19 protein-coding genes and 1 riboswitch are annotated in these 15,346 nt (G+C 64.0%); of the genes, 16 read left to right on the top strand and 3 right to left on the bottom strand.

Annotated elements, in window-relative coordinates; all coding sequences use genetic code 11:
* Positions 1 to 304: 304 nt before the first annotated feature.
* Positions 305 to 1,132 (bottom strand): class I SAM-dependent methyltransferase, encoded by an 828-nt coding sequence (locus FJ867_RS15475; protein WP_140674251.1) that lies wholly within the window; start codon positions 1,130 to 1,132, stop codon positions 305 to 307.
* Between the two features lie 184 nt (positions 1,133 to 1,316).
* Here FJ867_RS15475 and FJ867_RS15470 point away from each other — a divergent pair, with 184 nt between their 5' ends.
* The 6 genes from FJ867_RS15470 (at position 1,317) to msrA (ending at position 3,793) form a co-directional block, all read left to right on the top strand.
* Positions 1,317 to 2,054: a glycosyl hydrolase 108 family protein gene (locus FJ867_RS15470; protein WP_140499935.1), complete on the top strand. Its 738-nt coding sequence runs from the start codon at positions 1,317 to 1,319 to the stop codon at positions 2,052 to 2,054.
* 2 nt (positions 2,055 to 2,056) lie between these two features.
* Positions 2,057 to 2,257 (top strand): hypothetical protein, encoded by a 201-nt coding sequence (locus FJ867_RS15465; RefSeq protein ID WP_140499933.1) that lies wholly within the window; start codon positions 2,057 to 2,059, stop codon positions 2,255 to 2,257.
* Positions 2,254 to 2,493, top strand: a complete 240-nt coding sequence (locus FJ867_RS15460) for an ABC transporter permease (protein WP_140499931.1) — start codon at positions 2,254 to 2,256, stop codon at positions 2,491 to 2,493. The genes FJ867_RS15465 and FJ867_RS15460 overlap by 4 nt, the downstream gene beginning before the upstream one ends.
* Complete coding sequence (locus tag FJ867_RS15455) at positions 2,478 to 2,678, top strand: hypothetical protein (protein WP_140499930.1); 201 nt, start codon at positions 2,478 to 2,480, stop codon at positions 2,676 to 2,678. Before FJ867_RS15460 ends, FJ867_RS15455 begins: the two co-directional genes overlap by 16 nt.
* Before the next feature lie 100 nt (positions 2,679 to 2,778).
* Complete coding sequence (locus FJ867_RS15450) at positions 2,779 to 3,090, top strand: hypothetical protein (RefSeq protein ID WP_140500166.1); 312 nt, start codon at positions 2,779 to 2,781, stop codon at positions 3,088 to 3,090.
* A 184-nt stretch (positions 3,091 to 3,274) separates the two neighbouring features.
* Positions 3,275 to 3,793 carry a peptide-methionine (S)-S-oxide reductase MsrA gene (msrA, locus tag FJ867_RS15445; protein ID WP_140567593.1) on the top strand — a complete coding sequence of 173 codons (519 nt, stop codon included), beginning with the start codon at positions 3,275 to 3,277 and terminating at the stop codon, positions 3,791 to 3,793.
* A 139-nt stretch (positions 3,794 to 3,932) separates the two neighbouring features.
* On the opposite strand, the gene FJ867_RS15440 is transcribed toward msrA, so the two are convergent.
* Entirely contained in the window at positions 3,933 to 4,250 is a 318-nt protein-coding gene (locus tag FJ867_RS15440; protein ID WP_140515911.1) for a hypothetical protein, read from the bottom strand.
* Between the two features lie 218 nt (positions 4,251 to 4,468).
* Positions 4,469 to 4,582, top strand: a riboswitch (TPP riboswitch).
* Between FJ867_RS15440 and FJ867_RS15435 the strand changes: the two genes are divergently transcribed.
* From FJ867_RS15435 to FJ867_RS15420, 4 genes are all read left to right on the top strand, one after another.
* Positions 4,573 to 5,181 carry a YkoF family thiamine/hydroxymethylpyrimidine-binding protein gene (locus FJ867_RS15435; RefSeq protein WP_140515909.1) on the top strand — a complete coding sequence of 203 codons (609 nt, stop codon included), beginning with the start codon at positions 4,573 to 4,575 and terminating at the stop codon, positions 5,179 to 5,181. (Overlaps the previous riboswitch by 10 nt.)
* A 98-nt stretch (positions 5,182 to 5,279) precedes the next feature.
* Positions 5,280 to 6,035 (top strand): ABC transporter permease, encoded by a 756-nt coding sequence (locus tag FJ867_RS15430; protein ID WP_140500165.1) that lies wholly within the window; start codon positions 5,280 to 5,282, stop codon positions 6,033 to 6,035.
* Positions 6,032 to 6,799 carry an ABC transporter ATP-binding protein gene (locus FJ867_RS15425; RefSeq protein WP_140515907.1) on the top strand — a complete coding sequence of 256 codons (768 nt, stop codon included), beginning with the start codon at positions 6,032 to 6,034 and terminating at the stop codon, positions 6,797 to 6,799. The genes FJ867_RS15430 and FJ867_RS15425 overlap by 4 nt, the downstream gene beginning before the upstream one ends.
* Complete coding sequence (locus tag FJ867_RS15420) at positions 6,792 to 7,814, top strand: ABC transporter substrate-binding protein (RefSeq protein ID WP_140515905.1); 1,023 nt, start codon at positions 6,792 to 6,794, stop codon at positions 7,812 to 7,814. Before FJ867_RS15425 ends, FJ867_RS15420 begins: the two co-directional genes overlap by 8 nt.
* A gap of 168 nt (positions 7,815 to 7,982) precedes the next feature.
* Here the strand turns inward: FJ867_RS15420 and FJ867_RS15415 are convergent, their stop codons facing one another.
* Positions 7,983 to 10,385 (bottom strand): tetratricopeptide repeat protein, encoded by a 2,403-nt coding sequence (locus FJ867_RS15415; protein WP_140817825.1) that lies wholly within the window; start codon positions 10,383 to 10,385, stop codon positions 7,983 to 7,985.
* 147 nt (positions 10,386 to 10,532) lie between these two features.
* Here FJ867_RS15415 and FJ867_RS28990 point away from each other — a divergent pair, with 147 nt between their 5' ends.
* From FJ867_RS28990 to FJ867_RS15385, 6 genes are all read left to right on the top strand, one after another.
* Positions 10,533 to 10,712, top strand: coding sequence for a hypothetical protein (locus FJ867_RS28990; protein WP_246675055.1), 180 nt, complete (start codon positions 10,533 to 10,535; stop codon positions 10,710 to 10,712).
* A gap of 95 nt (positions 10,713 to 10,807) precedes the next feature.
* A complete protein-coding gene (locus FJ867_RS15405; protein ID WP_023757858.1) occupies positions 10,808 to 10,972 on the top strand; it encodes a DUF3309 family protein in 165 nt (54 codons plus the stop codon).
* Between the two features lie 477 nt (positions 10,973 to 11,449).
* Complete coding sequence (locus FJ867_RS15400) at positions 11,450 to 12,175, top strand: GntR family transcriptional regulator (RefSeq protein ID WP_140499919.1); 726 nt, start codon at positions 11,450 to 11,452, stop codon at positions 12,173 to 12,175.
* 3 nt (positions 12,176 to 12,178) lie between these two features.
* Positions 12,179 to 13,231, top strand: a complete 1,053-nt coding sequence (locus FJ867_RS15395; protein WP_140499917.1) for an ADP-ribosylglycohydrolase family protein — start codon at positions 12,179 to 12,181, stop codon at positions 13,229 to 13,231.
* Positions 13,228 to 14,211: a PfkB family carbohydrate kinase gene (locus FJ867_RS15390; protein ID WP_140561061.1), complete on the top strand. Its 984-nt coding sequence runs from the start codon at positions 13,228 to 13,230 to the stop codon at positions 14,209 to 14,211. The genes FJ867_RS15395 and FJ867_RS15390 overlap by 4 nt, the downstream gene beginning before the upstream one ends.
* Before the next feature lie 40 nt (positions 14,212 to 14,251).
* Positions 14,252 to 15,313: an ABC transporter substrate-binding protein gene (locus tag FJ867_RS15385; RefSeq protein ID WP_140561060.1), complete on the top strand. Its 1,062-nt coding sequence runs from the start codon at positions 14,252 to 14,254 to the stop codon at positions 15,311 to 15,313.
* The last annotated feature ends 33 nt before the right edge of the window (positions 15,314 to 15,346 follow it).

The raw sequence follows: 15,346 nt of genomic DNA, 5'->3' as shown, positions 1-15,346 counted from the left end.
GTTTGACACACATCGACAATTATCGCTGGTGGACAGAGCGGTAGCTTTCCAACCTAAACCAAGCCGAGCCGGCGATTGAAACCCATGGCCGCGCGGTCAGGCTCAATCGCTGGGTGGTGCGCTAGTTCGATTTCTTGCAGGATCAGCAATGCTTCGTCGCCATCGGGAAGTACGGCACCTTCAGGTAGTCATCGGCCGCCATGGGGCGGGGTGTCGATGTTCCGGCGCATGCCGAGATAAAGCCTGCGGGCGATATTTCTGAGCAAGGTCTCGCCTCCGATGGTTTATCCGGGCTGTCGTCTCGTCACCGCCTGATGCCCCAGGCATAGGTTCTTTGCTTGGACGCGTTCAGACGGCGCACCTCGTACCGGCCCTGCCGCTCGATCTCGGCGACCGCTTCGACCACGCCATCGAAGGACCCTGGCGTGACGTCGTCGAATACGACCATGTCGCCCTCGCGCTGAACGCCCGAAACGCAGCGATGCTCGGCCAGCACGTTCTTCCTGGTGTGCTGCGCGTCGATGAAGGCGAAGTGGATCCGGTTCACGCCGACCCTGGGCAATTGAAGGAGTGAATCGCCTTGCAGGAAAATGATCCGGTCGGCCAGCGGCTGCCAAGGCCGAAGCAGTTCGGCGCGCGACTTCCTGCCGTCATGGTCGTCGATGCAATTCCAGTAGAAGCGATGATGGTGCGGCAGGACGTCGAGCGTGACGACATGCCCGCAGGCGCCGGCATCGGCGAGTGCCTTGGCCATGCAGATCGCGGAGAAACCACGCGCGGTGCCGGTCTCGACGACGGTGGTGAACGGCCTTGGGCTGTCGGCCAGCTGGCGGCGAAGAAGACTGTAGAGCACCCGCCCGTGCGGGTAGGCGAGCGCGCTGGTCTTGATGGCGATCTGGGTGTGGAGGGCCAGTTCGTCGAGCCAGTCGCGATCGACGGCAAAGCCGGTTTCGGCCTCGAGCCTGTCGATCTCAGCGAATGAGACGCGCCGGGTGGCTTCGAACAGCCTCAGATATTCCTTTTTCGAGGCACGCGGCGCCGAGCCCAGCGGGTCGACGTTCCAGCGGCGATCGATGGCGGCCGACAGCCTGTTGAAGGCCAGGCGCCGCGCGGCGCCAACAAAGTCTCTCATCCCAGACCTGTTCGTCCCAAAATTGTATTTTTTCTAACCATGCGCCGGCCGGCGCGCAAGGCGACCTCCGGTTTTGACGCACTGCAAGTAGGCACCGAGGCGCGCGCAACGGCGACTATCCGCACCCCTGTGCTGCCGGCGATCACCCACTCACCTCATCCACCAAGAAATCGAAAGGGATATCATGGACCGCAATTTTACGCGGGCGCTTGCGCTCGTCCTCAAATCCGAAGGCGGCTGGTCGGACAATCCGGCCGATCCGGGCGGCGCCACCATGAAGGGCGTCACGCTCGCCAATTTCCGCCGCTACGTGAAGGCGGATGCCGCCAAGGCGGATCTCAGGAAGATCAGCGATGCCCAACTCGCCACGGTGTACCGCCGCTTCTACTGGGATGCGGTGGCTGGCGCCGAGTTGCCCGACGGCGTGGATTACGCGGTGTTCGACTATGCCGTGAACAGTGGGCCAAGCAGGGCGGCGAAATATCTTCAAGCAGTGGTCGGCACCGCCCAGGACGGCCGCATCGGGCCCGAGACGCTCGCTGCCGTCGGTTCCAGACCGGCCGCCGTCGTCATCGACAATCTCTGCGATGCCCGCCTGGCTTTCCTGAAGCGGCTTCCGACCTGGCCGACTTTCGGCAAAGGCTGGTCGAGGCGGGTCGGATCCGTCCGCGCACAGGCGCTGCTGCTGACGGCTGTCGGGGCAGGCGAGGCATCGGCCACGCGGCCAGATCCTGCACCGGCCGCTGCTGCGGCGGCGCCGGGCGGCGCTGCTGCCGTAGATGCCGTCGAACCGGTCGCGGCGGCGCCTGCCGGCGCCAACATCCCAGCTGCCACCAAGGCGGGCGGGATCATTGTCGCGTGCCTGCTCGTCGCCTACGCCGCCTGGCACCACATCGCCGCCGCCTTGCAAGGAATGTTCTGATCATGGCCACCACAACCCAGCCGACCATCCGCCCGACCAACAAACTGACGGCCGCGACCATCGCCGCCGCCGCCGTTTCGATTTCCGGCGTCTTCGTGCGCAATGTCTGGCCATCCTGGTACGATGCCGAGACATGGGCCACGCTGCTGCCGCTAGCCGTCTTTGCCGTCGGCTATCTCGTCAAGGACGCGCCAAACCAATGAGCGCGCTCCTCTCCTTCCTGCTCAGCAATTCGACCGTTCTCGGCATCGGCGCAGCCATCGTCGCTGCGTTTGGCTGGGGTGTTCGCCAGCGGCTTGCCGGCGAGCGCGCCGAACGTAGCCGGCAGGCCGCGGCCGAGGCGGCGGCGCGCGACGTCGCCGACCAGGTTGACAACGACATCGGCGCGCTACCCGCCGCCACTGCCCGAAAGGAGCTCAGGTCATGGGCAAGGGATTGATTGTCGCAGCGGCCGCAGCACTTGTCGCGGTAGCCGGCTGCACCACCGTCACCGGCGGATTTTGCGCGGTCTCGAGCCCGCTGCGCTTGTCCGCATCCGCCGTCGCAGCACTGTCGGATGCGGAAGTCCGGACGCTGCTGGCGCACAACCGCAAGGGCGAGAAACTGTGCGGGTGGAAGCCATGACGATCGTGTTGCCGCTCGATTCGGGCCCTGCTGCTCGGGGACCGCTCATCTTCGGTGCCGGATCGGTCGTTCTGTTTCCTGATCGCGAGACAATGAAATGATGCATGATCTTTTCGACCTGCTCGGTATCAAGGTGCCGGTGGTGGTCGCCGGCCTTTCCGGCGGCATATTGCGCGCGCTGTCGCGCCACCGCTACAAACCGCGCGAGATGGTGGCCTCGCCGATCTGCGGCGCGCTAGCCGCCGCCTATCTGACGCTGCCCGTGGTCCAGTATTCCCGCGCCATGGGCCTGCCGATGGCCAATGACGACACCACGACCCTGGCGGCCGCATTCCTCATCGGCGTCTGCGCGATGTGGATATCGGATATCGTATTCGAGGTCGTGGTGCGCAGGTTCAGGCCTGGGGAGTGACGCCGCGCGTCCGTGGTGATCGGCAGCAGGACGCGCCCGTCGACTGGACGAAGCCGACGACAATGCCCATCTATGGGAAATCCTGGAGCGGCTGTCATAGCGCCGGGCCTCCAGTTTTATCGTGCGCAATTCCGGACGGAAACGGCTACAACCTTTCCCCGGAGTTGCTTTGGGGAGATTTGATATGGCGACTTCAAGCGAACGCGCGGTGCTTGCCGGCGGCTGTTTCTGGGGCATGCAGGATCTGATCCGACGCATCCCGGGCGTCCTGTCCACGCGCGTCGGCTACAGCGGCGGCGACGTGCCTGATGCCACCTACCGAAACCACGGCACCCATGCCGAAGCCATCGAGATCAATTTCGATCCCGCCAGGGTGAGCTACCGTACGCTGCTGGAGTTCTTCTTCCAGATTCATGATCCGACGACACGCAACCGCCAGGGCAACGATGTGGGGATGAGCTACCGTTCGGCGATCTACTACACCAGCGATGAGCAGAAGCGCGTCGCCGAAGACACCATCGCCGACGTCGACGCCTCGGGCCTGTGGCCCGGCAAGGTGGTCACCGAGGTGGCTCCGGCCGGCGCGTTCTGGGAAGCCGAACCCGAGCATCAGGACTATCTGCAGAAATACCCGAACGGCTACACCTGTCATTTCGTCAGGCCGGGCTGGAAGCTGCCGGTTCGCGAAAAGGCTGTATCGTAGACGGCGCCCGAACCGAGACGAAGGCCGATGGCGGTTTACGTCTCAGGCGCCTGCCTGTTCGGCGAGGGTGAAACATAAAGAGACGGAAACGCCACGGAACAGACGCCCCGTGGCGTTCTCCAGCAGTTTCGGCGAATGGCTACTTGCCGCAATGCTTGTCATTGACGGTCGGCGAAGCGGTGCCCGGAGCGGTGTGGCTGGCATCCGGCTGAGCACCTTGTGGGCTGGCCGGACAGTTCCGGTCCGCGTTCGAATTCATGCCGTCGGGCATGACGGTCGTGCTGCCGGTCGTGCCAGGATCCACCGTGTTCGGCGATGCCGGCGTGTTCGGGTCGACCGTGACCGACTGGCCGCTGCCGGGCCCATTATTGGCGCCGTTTCCGCCAGCACTTTGCGCCATCGCCGAAGTCGCGAGACCAATGGTAAGAGCCGAAGCTGCGAGGATTTTCATGAGCATGGTTTGTCTCCATTTCTGTGAAGTCTTCGCTCGTTTCCACGAAGTTCGTCGCGTTTGCGACTATAGGGACAACCACTCGTCGTGGCTAAGGTTCCGGACAAATTTCCCTCAAGACCGGGCCCGACGGAACCGCCCATAAATCAGGCCTGGCGCAATGCATTTCCGGCGATGGTCCTGAAAAAACAGCTTTCATAGCCGCCCGATTGGTGCTTTAACGCGTCCATCCACAGGGGTGCTCCGTACGGTCGGGGCTGAGACGGGGGCGGCAAGCCCACAGACCCTAGAAGCTGATCTGGGTAATACCAGCGGAGCGAGGCGGGCGATGTTTTCAGGCGCACAGATTTCCCTATATCCCATGTCCAGCGATTTTGTCGGCGTCATCCTTGGCGCGCTCGGGGCACTGGACCCTTATCGTGATCGACTGCGGATCGAGACCGACGATATCTCGACCTTGCTGGTCGGACCGCCCGAGGTGCTGTTTCCTGCCATGCGCGACCTGTTCGTGGCGGCAGCGCGCAGCGGCAAGCATTGCGTGCTTTCGGCCGCCATCTCGCGCGGCTGCCCGGGCGAGCCGGACGATCTGATCTGCCGCTCCGACGCGTTTGGCGGACCTGCCGGGCCGCTCGGCCCGCGCAAGGAAGCCGCTATCGCCGCCGTGCGCGGCGTGGCCGCCACCGGCCAGCCGGCGGCGGCGCAGTTCTCGCTTTATGTCATGGGCACCGACGACCACATGGACGAGATCTATGGCTGCATCGACTTCCTGAAGCAGTCGGGCGTATATGAGCGCTCCAAGCATTTCTGCACAAAGTTGCGCGGCGACGCAGGCGCCATTTTTACCGCACTCAACGAGGCCTTTTGCCGCTTCGGGCCGGGTGCCGGCCACGTAACGCTCGACGTCACCGTCTCGGCCAACAGCCCCACCGCCGTCTGACGGCGCGCCGCGCGCCATCCGCTCCGGGTACCTGCGTGTCCTCCCCGTCCGCCCCTTCGCGTCCGATCGTGGACCTCATCGCCAGAACCGCTCCGGCGATGCTTTCGGTGGGGCTGCTGCTAGCCGCGTGGGAACTCTATGCGCGCTTTGGTGGCATCAAGCCGACAATCCTCCCGGCGCCATCGCGCGTCTTCGCTCAGGCAATGCTCAACCGGCACGCGCTGGCCGATAACGCCGTGCCAACCCTCCGTGCCACGCTCGCAGGCTTTGCCTGTTCGCTCGGCGGTGCCTTTGCGCTGTCGATATTGATCGACTTCTCCCAGCCATTGCGGCGCGCCCTTTTTCCGGTCTTCGTGGTCAGCCAGACCTTGCCGCTGGTGGCGATTGCACCGCTGGTGGTGCTGTGGTTCGGCTTTGGGCTGATGCCCAAGATCATGCTGGTGGCGCTGGTCACCTTCTTTCCGATGTTGGTGGCTTTGGCCGAAGGATATGAGGCGACGGAGGCTGAGATCGGCCAAATGCTGCGCGCCATGGGGGCAGGGCGCTGGCGTGTCTTCGTCCTGGCGCGGCTGCCCTCGGCGCTGCCCTACTTCTTCGCCGGTGTCAGGATCTCGATCACCTATGCTGTCGTGGGCGCCATCTTCGCCGAATATGCGGGCGCGGCGAAGGGCCTCGGCATCTACATGCTCAACGCCAAGAACAACTTCCGCCCGGACCTGGTGCTGGCCGCCGTCGCCGTCAGCGCCGTGCTGACGCTCGTCCTGTTCGGGCTGACGATGCTGGTCCAGCGCCTTGCCATGCCATGGGAACGGACCGCCGGCGGGCGGGCCGCAGGAAAGGGGCCGTGGCGATGAACCGGCTCGAACTGCGACATGTGCGCAAGGCCTTCGAAGGACTCGACGTGCTTGCCGACATTTCGCTCAGCGTCGGCGCCGGCGAATTCGTCTCCATTCTGGGCCCCTCCGGCGCCGGCAAGTCGACGCTGTTCCAGTTTCTGACCGGCGCGCTTCACGGCGAGGGCGAGATATTCTTCGACGGCAAGCCGCTCGATGACCACGGCCGGCATTTCGCTTTCATGCCGCAGCGCGACGCGTTGATGCCTTGGCGGCGCATTCTTGACAACGCCACGCTCGGGCTTGAGGTGCAAGGTGTCAGGCGCAAGGCTGCCCGCGCTCGCGTTGCTCCGCTGTTCGAGGAATTCGGGCTTGCCGGTTTCGAACGGCATTTTCCGGCGCAGCTTTCCGGCGGCATGCGCCAGCGCGCGGCCTTGCTGCGCACCGTGGTGCAGGAACGCGATATGCTGCTGCTCGACGAGCCGTTCGGCGCACTCGATGCGCTGACCCGCGCCGCCATGCAACGCTGGTTGGAACAGATGTGGCGGCGCCACTGCTGGACGGCGCTGCTGATCACCCACGACGTGCGCGAAGCTGTGTTCCTGTCCGACCGCATCTATGTGCTTTCGGCGCGGCCGGCGCGCGTCGTCGCTGAGATCACCGTGCCGCTGCCGCGTCCACGCGAACTGGCCGGCGGCGCTGCACGGCAGGCCGGCACCCTCGAAGCCGAGATCCTCGACATCCTCCTCAACCCGAGCCACCAGAAGGACACGGACCATGACTGACCTGACGCGCCGGCAAGCCTTGCTGCTCACTGCCGCTGCCGGCCTTCCCCTTATAGCCCGGCCAGGCCGATCTCTTGCCCAGGCGGCCGCCCGGAAAGTAACGGTGGCGCTGGACTGGACGGTCAACACCAACCATATCGGCCTGTTCGTCGCTCGCGACAAAGGGTTTTACAGCGAGGCCGGCCTCGAGGTCGACATCCTGCCCTACAGCGATACCGGTGCAGGCACGCTGGTTGCCAACCGCGTTGCCGATTTCGGCATCAACGGCTCCATCGGCCTCTTCACCCAGAAAGCCGCCGGCGCCGATCTCAAGGCGGTCTATGCCGTGGTGCAGTCCGAAACCGGACGGCTGGTGTTCAATGCAGCGCGTGACGAGATCAAAACCCCCAGGGATCTTGACGGCCTGACCTATGGCGGTTTCGGCAGTGCCTGGGAAAACGCGCTGATCTCGACCATCATCCGTCACGACGGCGGCAAGGGGGCTTTCGAAACGGTGACGCTCGGCACGTCCGCCTATGAGGCGCTGGCCAACGGTTCGGTCGACTTCACGTTGGAGGTCTCGACCTGGGAAGGCGTCGAGGCAGAACTGAAAGGCGTTAAACAGCGAAGCTTCGTCTATGCCGACTACGGCGTGCCCGACGAGCACACCACGCTGATCTCCTCTAGCGATGCGTATCTGCGTGCAAATCCGGAATTGGCGTCGGGCTTCATACGGGCAACGCGGCGCGGCTACCAGTTCACCGTCGATCATCCCGAAGAAGCGGCCACACTGCTGATCGCCGCCAACAAGGACGCCCTGACCAATCCGGCATTGATCCACGCCTCGCTGAAGACGCTGATCGACGGGCACTATCTGCGCCGGCGAAACGGCGCCATAGGCAGCATGGACCCGGCCAAGATGGAAGCGATCGGTTCCTATCTCTTCGCCGCCGGCATCCTCCGGAACGGGGACGGCGAGCCCGTTGCCCGGCAACCGGATTTTGGCAACTATTTCAGTAACTTCTATTTGGGGTAGGGATCAAACCGCATCGGGCGCCAGCGCTGCTCAAGCTGATTGCCTTTCGTCAGCCTCGTCAGAGCTGCGCCCAAGGCAAAACCTTTACCGCAATAAAGCACAGAGCGGCGACTGCCATTACGCCCAAACCACTCCAACGCAAAATCCGCGCCCTCCCGAAAAGCCCGTCTAATCTACCCCAAGGCTCAGTGCCTTCTTGCGATCGGCCTGAGCACGCTTGCGGTTGCCCTTGGCTTCCCACGCCCGGCTCCGCGCCTCGTAGGCGGTTGCGAAATCCGGCTTAAGCCTTATCGCCTGGCTGAAATCCGCGATGGCCCCTTCATAGTCCGCTCTGCTGGTTCGGATCACGCCTCGACCGAAATAGCCAAAGGGGTTCTTGTGATCGAGGCTGATGGCCTTTTCGAAATCGTGCAGCGCGGCGACGTCCTCGTGCCCTCCCATCCATAGGAGGCCTCGATCGGCATAGACCCTTGCGTCCGCGGGGTTGAGATTGATGGCCTTTTCGAAGTCGGCAAACGCCCCGTCGTAGTTTTCCTGGAAACTGAGGTTCTGGCCGCGACTGTAGTAGGTCTCGGCTATATTCGGATTGATCGCGATCGCCTGCGTGTAATCGGCAACAGCATGAGCATAATCGTTCTTGGCCTCCCAAGCCATGGCCCGGGCCAGATAGGCGTCATGAAATGCCGGGACCAGTGCGATCGCCTTGCCATACAGGGCTATGGCGCCGTCATAGTCATTTTTCTCATGCAGCCTCCGACCCTTGGCGAAAAGCGCCTTGGCGGCCGAATCAGTATCGCTCGGTGCGGCCGAACCGGCGGCTGAACTGGCGGTGGCCGCCGCCGAGCTGACGGCGCCGAGCGTGGCGGCCGCCATATCGCCCTGTCCCTTCGCAGCCACAGCCGCCTTGCGGGCGACCGCGTAATCGCGATTGTCGGGATCGAGCTTGATCGCCTGGCCGAAGTCGGCGATTGCCTCGTCATAGTCCTTCCTGTCAGCACGCGCCATGCCGCGCCCGTAATGGCTGGCGTCGTCTTTCGGATCGATCTCGATGGCTACCGAATAGGCGGCAATCGCGCGCCCCGCGTCGCCCTTGGCGTGCCAGGCCATGCCCATGCAGAAGTAGGCGTCGCGCGCTTTTGGATCGAGTGTTGAAGCCCGGCTGCAATCGGCAAGAGCGCCTTCGGCATCGCCTGACGTGATCTTGGCGAGGCCCCGGCGAGAATGAGCCGCAGCAAAATTGGGGGCGAGCTGGATGACCGTGTCGTAATCGGCGATCGCTTGCTCGTAAACGCGTTTGGCGGCCTGGGCCTTGCCGCGGCCGTAATAGGCGAACCGGTTGTTCGGATCGAGCGCAATCGCTTTGTTGTAGGCGCCGATCGCCTGATCGTACTTGCCCATGTCCAGGAAGGCATCGCCGCCAAGGATCGCTTCGAGGGCGCGCGGATCGGTCGCCTCCAGAACCCTTGCGGCCAGCGTGTCTTGGGTAGCAGTGATATCCGGAACGACGGCTCGCTGCTTTTGCTGTTGGGTGTCCGGCAACGGTGCCGGCTTGCTTTGGTCGGCGGCGAGCTGAGCGCCGCAGCTTCCTGCCCGCGTCGGATCAAGCTCGATGGCGCGCAGGCAATCCGCCGCCGCTCCGGCGCTGTCTCCCTTGAGTGTCCTTGCGCGGCTGCGCCCGAGATAGGCGTCCGCATTGTCGGGATCGAGGCTGATCGCCTTGTCGAAATCGAGAAGCGCGCCTTCGAGGCCATATTTCGACAGCCGCATCCCCGCACGCTCGATCAAGGTCTTTGCGGCTGCGCGATTGCTGGTCGTATCCTTGGCGGCGGATAAGTCCTCGCCGGGCGCCTGTTCAGCATCGTCATCGGTGACAGTGGGATCGAACTCACTCTCGGCGGCGCGGGCGATACCGCGTTTGACATTGGCCAATATGTTGTTGGGATCGATACGGACCGCCTCGTCATACTCGGCCAGGGCCTGTTTCGGGTCGCCCATCCTGTCCCAGGCGATGCCCAGGCCCGCATGCGCCTTGCCATTCTGAGGGTCCGCCTCGATTGCCTGTTGGAAATCGATGATGGCCGCGTCGATCTTGCCCTTGTGCAGGAAGGCGAGGCCACGGTTGCTGTAGGCATCGCTGGAGGACGGCTCCAGGCTGATGGCGATGTTGAAGTCCGCGATCGCACGGTCGTCGTCTCCATTGCTGAACCAGTCGGCGCCGCGGTTGAGATACGCGGAAGCGTCGTTCGGATCGAGCGCGATCGCCTCGCTGTAGTCGGCGATCGATCGGTCGTATTGCTTCTGGTCGCCGAGAGCGACGCCCCTTTGGAAATAGGCTGTGGCGCGGCTGCGCGCTGGCTCTGCGGCGTCCTCCGCAATCGCGGAGCAGGCAACAATGCGCTTGTCCGGCTCGATGTCCTCGCCGAAGCAGGTTGCATAATCCTTCTCGGCTGCGAGCGCAGGCGTGTTCCGGGCGAGAGCGGCGCCAAGCCCGGCTGAGGGCCACCGGTCGGGCGCAAGGCTTGTCAGCGCGATCGCGGCGGCGAGGAGCCCCGCATCCTTCCACCTCATCATATCGCTGGTCCCCCCAAAACTTTAATCCGCCTTGGCAGCTAGGTTCCTACTGTTCCTTATTTGTTCCAGAAATGCAAGCATGAATTGCAAATCCGCTCTCACAGATCTGACGATGCAAGATCGAGATAAGTCGAAGTGGATCCGATCTTGACGCTCAACCGCCTGTTTTTGCTGTCGGCTTTATCCTTCTACAATCTCGCCGTTTACGTCGTAATCACGTTCCTTCAGCTTTATCGCATCCTGCGCGTCGGCCGGTCGGAAAGCCCCGCCATTGCGGCAGGACTGCTGCACGAATTGCGCCGTCGCCTTCTCGACGTCATGCATTAGGTGGAACGCGAACGCGTTCAAAGCGTTGTCTGTGAGCAACATTCTCAACCCAGAAGTGCCGAACCGGCGCGCAAGTGCCTGCGGGAGTGGAAGCCATGAGTCTTGGAACCATCCTTATCATCATCCTTATCCTCGCCCTGCTCGGCGGCTTCAGCGGCCTCGGCGGCGGTCCGTTCTACGGAACCGGTTATTATGGTGGCGGCGGGCTGGGGCTTGTGTTGCTGATCGTCATTATTCTGGTCGTGCTCGGACGCATCTAAAGCGCGTCGTGCACGTCGTTCTCACAAGGCGAGAGCCGCTTTTGGGCGACATGCATTGTTTGGGCACATGCATTGGTCGCTGATCGCGATCCCGTGACCAATGTCGATGCCGGTGCGCACCGGATCGTGATGCGGGCAAACAGGCTTGTGATCGGGCCTCTGGCGAAACTCCCGTAAGGTGATTTCGGTCCACACCCCCCGTGGAAAGCAAGAGGAGAGGTCCCACCCCTTGTCCTCCTCCAAGGCCCGCCCCGGTTCCCGGAGCGGGCTTTCGTTCTTCTGCCGGTAGGGTCACCGCAGCAGGATCGCGACACGGTGCGACGCGTCCAGCACTGGGGAAATTCCTTCTTCGTTGCCGCTGCGGCCGGCGGATCGTCGAAAGCAGTGCATCGGGGCACATGACCCGTCCCATTGACAAGTCCGCTATACGAGGAGAGATTAAACAGGACTAGACAGGTTCACTATACAGGTACGAATATGAAGCGGAGCGCGATCAAACTGTCTCCCGGCACGGGCAAGCCCGAGCAGATCGCCACCGTTCTGGAATACGAGATCCGCTCCGGCGTGCTGGGTTTCGGCGACCGTCTGCAAAGCGAAAACGAACTCGTGCAGCGTTTCTCCGTCAGCCGCAACACGGTGCGCAAAGGCTTGGAGGAACTTTCCAGCCGCGGATTGATCACCACAAAGGTCGGTATCGGCTCCTTCGTCACCTTTGACGGCAAGCCGGTCGATGATGCGATCGGCTGGTCGCGCGCGCTGGCCAATGCCGGCGCCAACGCCGAAACGCGGACGCTGCGGCTGGAGGTGATCGAAGACCACGACCTTGCCGTGCTGTTAGGCGTCGAAAGTCCGCTCTTCATCGCCGTCGACCGGGTCCGCACCAATGCCAGCGACGGCCATGCCATCTCCATCGAACGCAGCCGCCTGCCACTGTCGCCAGAGCTGGAGGACGTGCCTCTGCGGGGCTTGCGCGAAGGCTCGCTGCACCAGACGCTACGCGAAGCGGGGCTTGTACCCGACCATGGCGAGGAGTGGGTCGACATCGAGATGTTGAACGCCCATGACGCCGCTATCCTCGGGTGCCCGCAAGGCACACCCTTCCTGCGCGGCCGTCGCCTGACGCGTGCGGCCGATGAGCGGCCGGTCGAATATGTCACCAGCCTGCTCAATCCCGCCCATTTCGCGCTGCATATGAGGTTCTGAGCGATGCCGGAGAACGAGCTTGAGATGGACCGCGCCATGGGTGCGCTCGTCGGCGGGGCGCTGGGCGACGCGCTCGGCATGCCGACGCAGCTTCTGTCGCCTCAGCGCATCGCCGAACTCTACGGCCATGTCGAGGATTTCGTCTCGCCCTTTGCCGATCATCCGGTGTCGAAAGGGCTGCCGGCCGGGACTATCACCGACGATACCGAGCAGGCGCTGCTGCTCGGCCGCATCCTGGTTGCCTCAGGCGACCGCTTCGACCATGCGCGCTGGGTCAACGCGCTGCTCGACTGGGAGCGCGAGGTCAAGGCGCGCGGCAGCTACGACCTTTTGGGACCGTCGACCAAGCGCGCCATCGACGCCATCAACAAGGGCGTGCCAGCCGAGGAGGCTGGGCGCGGCGGCGACACCAATGGCGCGGCCATGCGCATCGCGCCGCTCGGCATCATGATGCAGCCGGAGCCGCTGGATGCGCTCGTCGACAAGGTGGCCGAAACCTGCCGGGCGACACACAACACCTCGATCGCCATTGCCTCCGCCGCGGCGGTCGCGGCCGCCGTCAGCCGCGGCATCGCCGGCGGCGACTGGCGCGCCGCGTCCGACAGCGCCGTCGCGGCGGCGAGGCGGGGGGCGACACACGGCCACTGGGTGACCGGCGGCGACATCGCCGCGCGCGTCGCCTGGGCGCAGGATCTGATCCGCGGCAAGGCGCCACGAGACGCGGTCCGGCTGATCACCGATCTGGTCGGCACCGGCGTTGCCAGCCAGGAGTCCGTTCCGGCCGCTTTTGCTGTGCTGGAGGTCGCCGGCGGCGATGCTTGGCAAGCGGCGGTCATCAGCGCCAATCTCGGCGGCGACACCGACACGATCGGCGCCATCGCCGCAGGCATGGCCGGCGCCTGCACCGGCCTTTCACGATTGCCGCAGGACCGCATCGCCCGCCTCAAAGGCTTTGACATGGCGGGCGTTCGTGCGCTCGCCGCCGATCTCGTCGCGGCGCGGACCTCGCACAGTCGCCTGGAGCAGGCCGGCCCCGGCAAGGACGCGGCGGCATGAGCGCGCGTCTCGTCCATATCGGCAGCGCGGTGGTCGACTATGTCTACCGTATCGATGCCTTGCCGGCGCCGGGCACGGAGAAGACGGCTTCGAGCTATGCGCAGGTCGCCGGTGGCGGTTTCAACATGATGGTCGCGGCAATCCGCACCGGGATGAAGGTGGTATTCGCAGGCCAACTCGGCAGCGGACCCAATGGCGACTTCCTGCGCGCCGCCTTCGCCGTCGAAGATATCAACATTCTGACGCAGCCTTCGCCTCTGATGGATAGCGGCAACTGCGTCGCCATGATCTCCAGCGATGCCGAACGCACCTTCGTGTCGTGGCCGGGGGCGGAGAGCGTGCTCAGCCTCGACATGATGGCTCCGGTGCTGGTCTCGACCGAGGATTGGGTGTTCACGTCAGGCTATACGCTGAGCTATCCCGGCAGCCGCGACGCGCTCACCGACTGGATCGAGACGCTGCCGGCGGACATTCCACTTGTCTTCGACCCGACGCCGGTCGTTTCGGACATTTCGCGCGCCACCCTGTCGCGGGTGCTCGCCCGCACGACCTGGCTGAGCTGCAATACGACGGAAGCCGCCGACATTGCCGGCCCGGGCGATGCCGACGCCCTTGCGGCGCGATTGCTTGCCGATCATTGTCCCAAGGCCGACGGCGTCGTCATCCGCTGCGGCGCCAGGGGCTGCCATATCCGACTGGCGGACGGTTCCGCCGGGACCATTCCCGGTTTCAAGGTGGCGGCGGTCGATACCAACGGCGCCGGCGACACTCATATTGGCGCCTTCGTAAGTGCGCTCGCGCGCGGCATGCCGCCTTTCGAGGCGGCGCGCTACGCCAATGCGGCGGCGGCCATTTCGGTCACTCGCCATGGCGGTTCCTCCGCGCCCACAGACGCGGAAATCCAGACTTTCCTGAGTCATGCCGACGGTGGCTCGACCGGCGCGCGAGGCCAGAACCGGAAGGCCCATCAGACAGCCTGACTAAGCCCGGGAAGCGGGCAAACAAAAGAGAGGAACGAACATGCGCATGCCTGACTTCACTGCCCTGCTGACGGCGACGGCCGTCTTCACCTCCGCACTTACTTTTGCCGCCAAGGCCGATGAAGTGCACGTGCTCAACTGGAAGGGCTACGGCGCCGACGAGCCATGGGCGATCGCCGCCTTCGAGAAGGCGACCGGCCATAAGGTGGTCAACGACTTCTTCAATTCCGAACAGGAAATGCTGACCAAGATCCGCACCAATCCCGGCCTCTATGACGTCGTCATGATCAACGCCGCCTTCAACGACCAGGCAATGGCTGAAAAGCTGATCCAGCCGATCGACACCTCCAAGCTGCCCAACTATGCCGACATCAGCAAGGACAAGGCGAGCTCGCCGATGCTCGACCATGACGGCAAGGTCTATGGCGTGCCGTGGGTGTGGGGCCTGACCGCCCTTGCCATCAACGAAAAGTCCTTCGACAAGCCGCCGACGTCGATCGCCGAAATGTGGAACCCCGCCCACAAGGGCCGCGTCGTCATCCGCGACGACGCCGTCGAGGCGGTGCAGTTCGGCGCCATCGCGACGGGCCAGAACATCAACGACATCAAGGATATGGACGCGGTCAAGACGAAGCTCACCTCGCTAATGCCGCAGATCAAGACCTTCTGGAGCTCGGAGAACGACTGGAACCAGATGGTGGCTTCCAACCAGATCGACATCGGCACCTATTGGAGCGGTTCGGCCGACCGCGCCAAGACGCATTTCAAGCTGCCGGTCTCGCTCGTGATCCCGCAGGAAGGCGCCGTCGCCTGGCTGGACGCCTTCTCCATCCCGGTTGGCTCCAAGAATGTCGCGGGCGCCGAAGCCTTCATCAATTACATGATCGATCCGAAATTCTATGTCGAATGGGTCACCAAGGTCGGTGCACCGGTGTCGGCCAACACCAAGGCGGTGGAAGCGTTGCCCGAGGATTCGTTCAACCGCAAGGTGATGGGTGATCCCACAGTCGCCAAGCGCATCCAGTTCCAGGCTCCGATCACCGATGCGCAGCGCAAGGCCTATCTGGCGCTCTGGCAGCAGCTCAAGGTCGACGTGAAGTAAAACCCGCGCCAGGGCCAGCCGGCGTTCGCGCCG

This window comes from Mesorhizobium sp. B2-5-3 (assembly GCF_006441005.1).
Classification (GTDB): Bacteria; Pseudomonadota; Alphaproteobacteria; order Rhizobiales; family Rhizobiaceae; genus Mesorhizobium.
The sequence above is the reverse complement of the archived record's forward strand: the minus strand, read 5'-3'. Positions and strand labels throughout refer to the sequence as shown.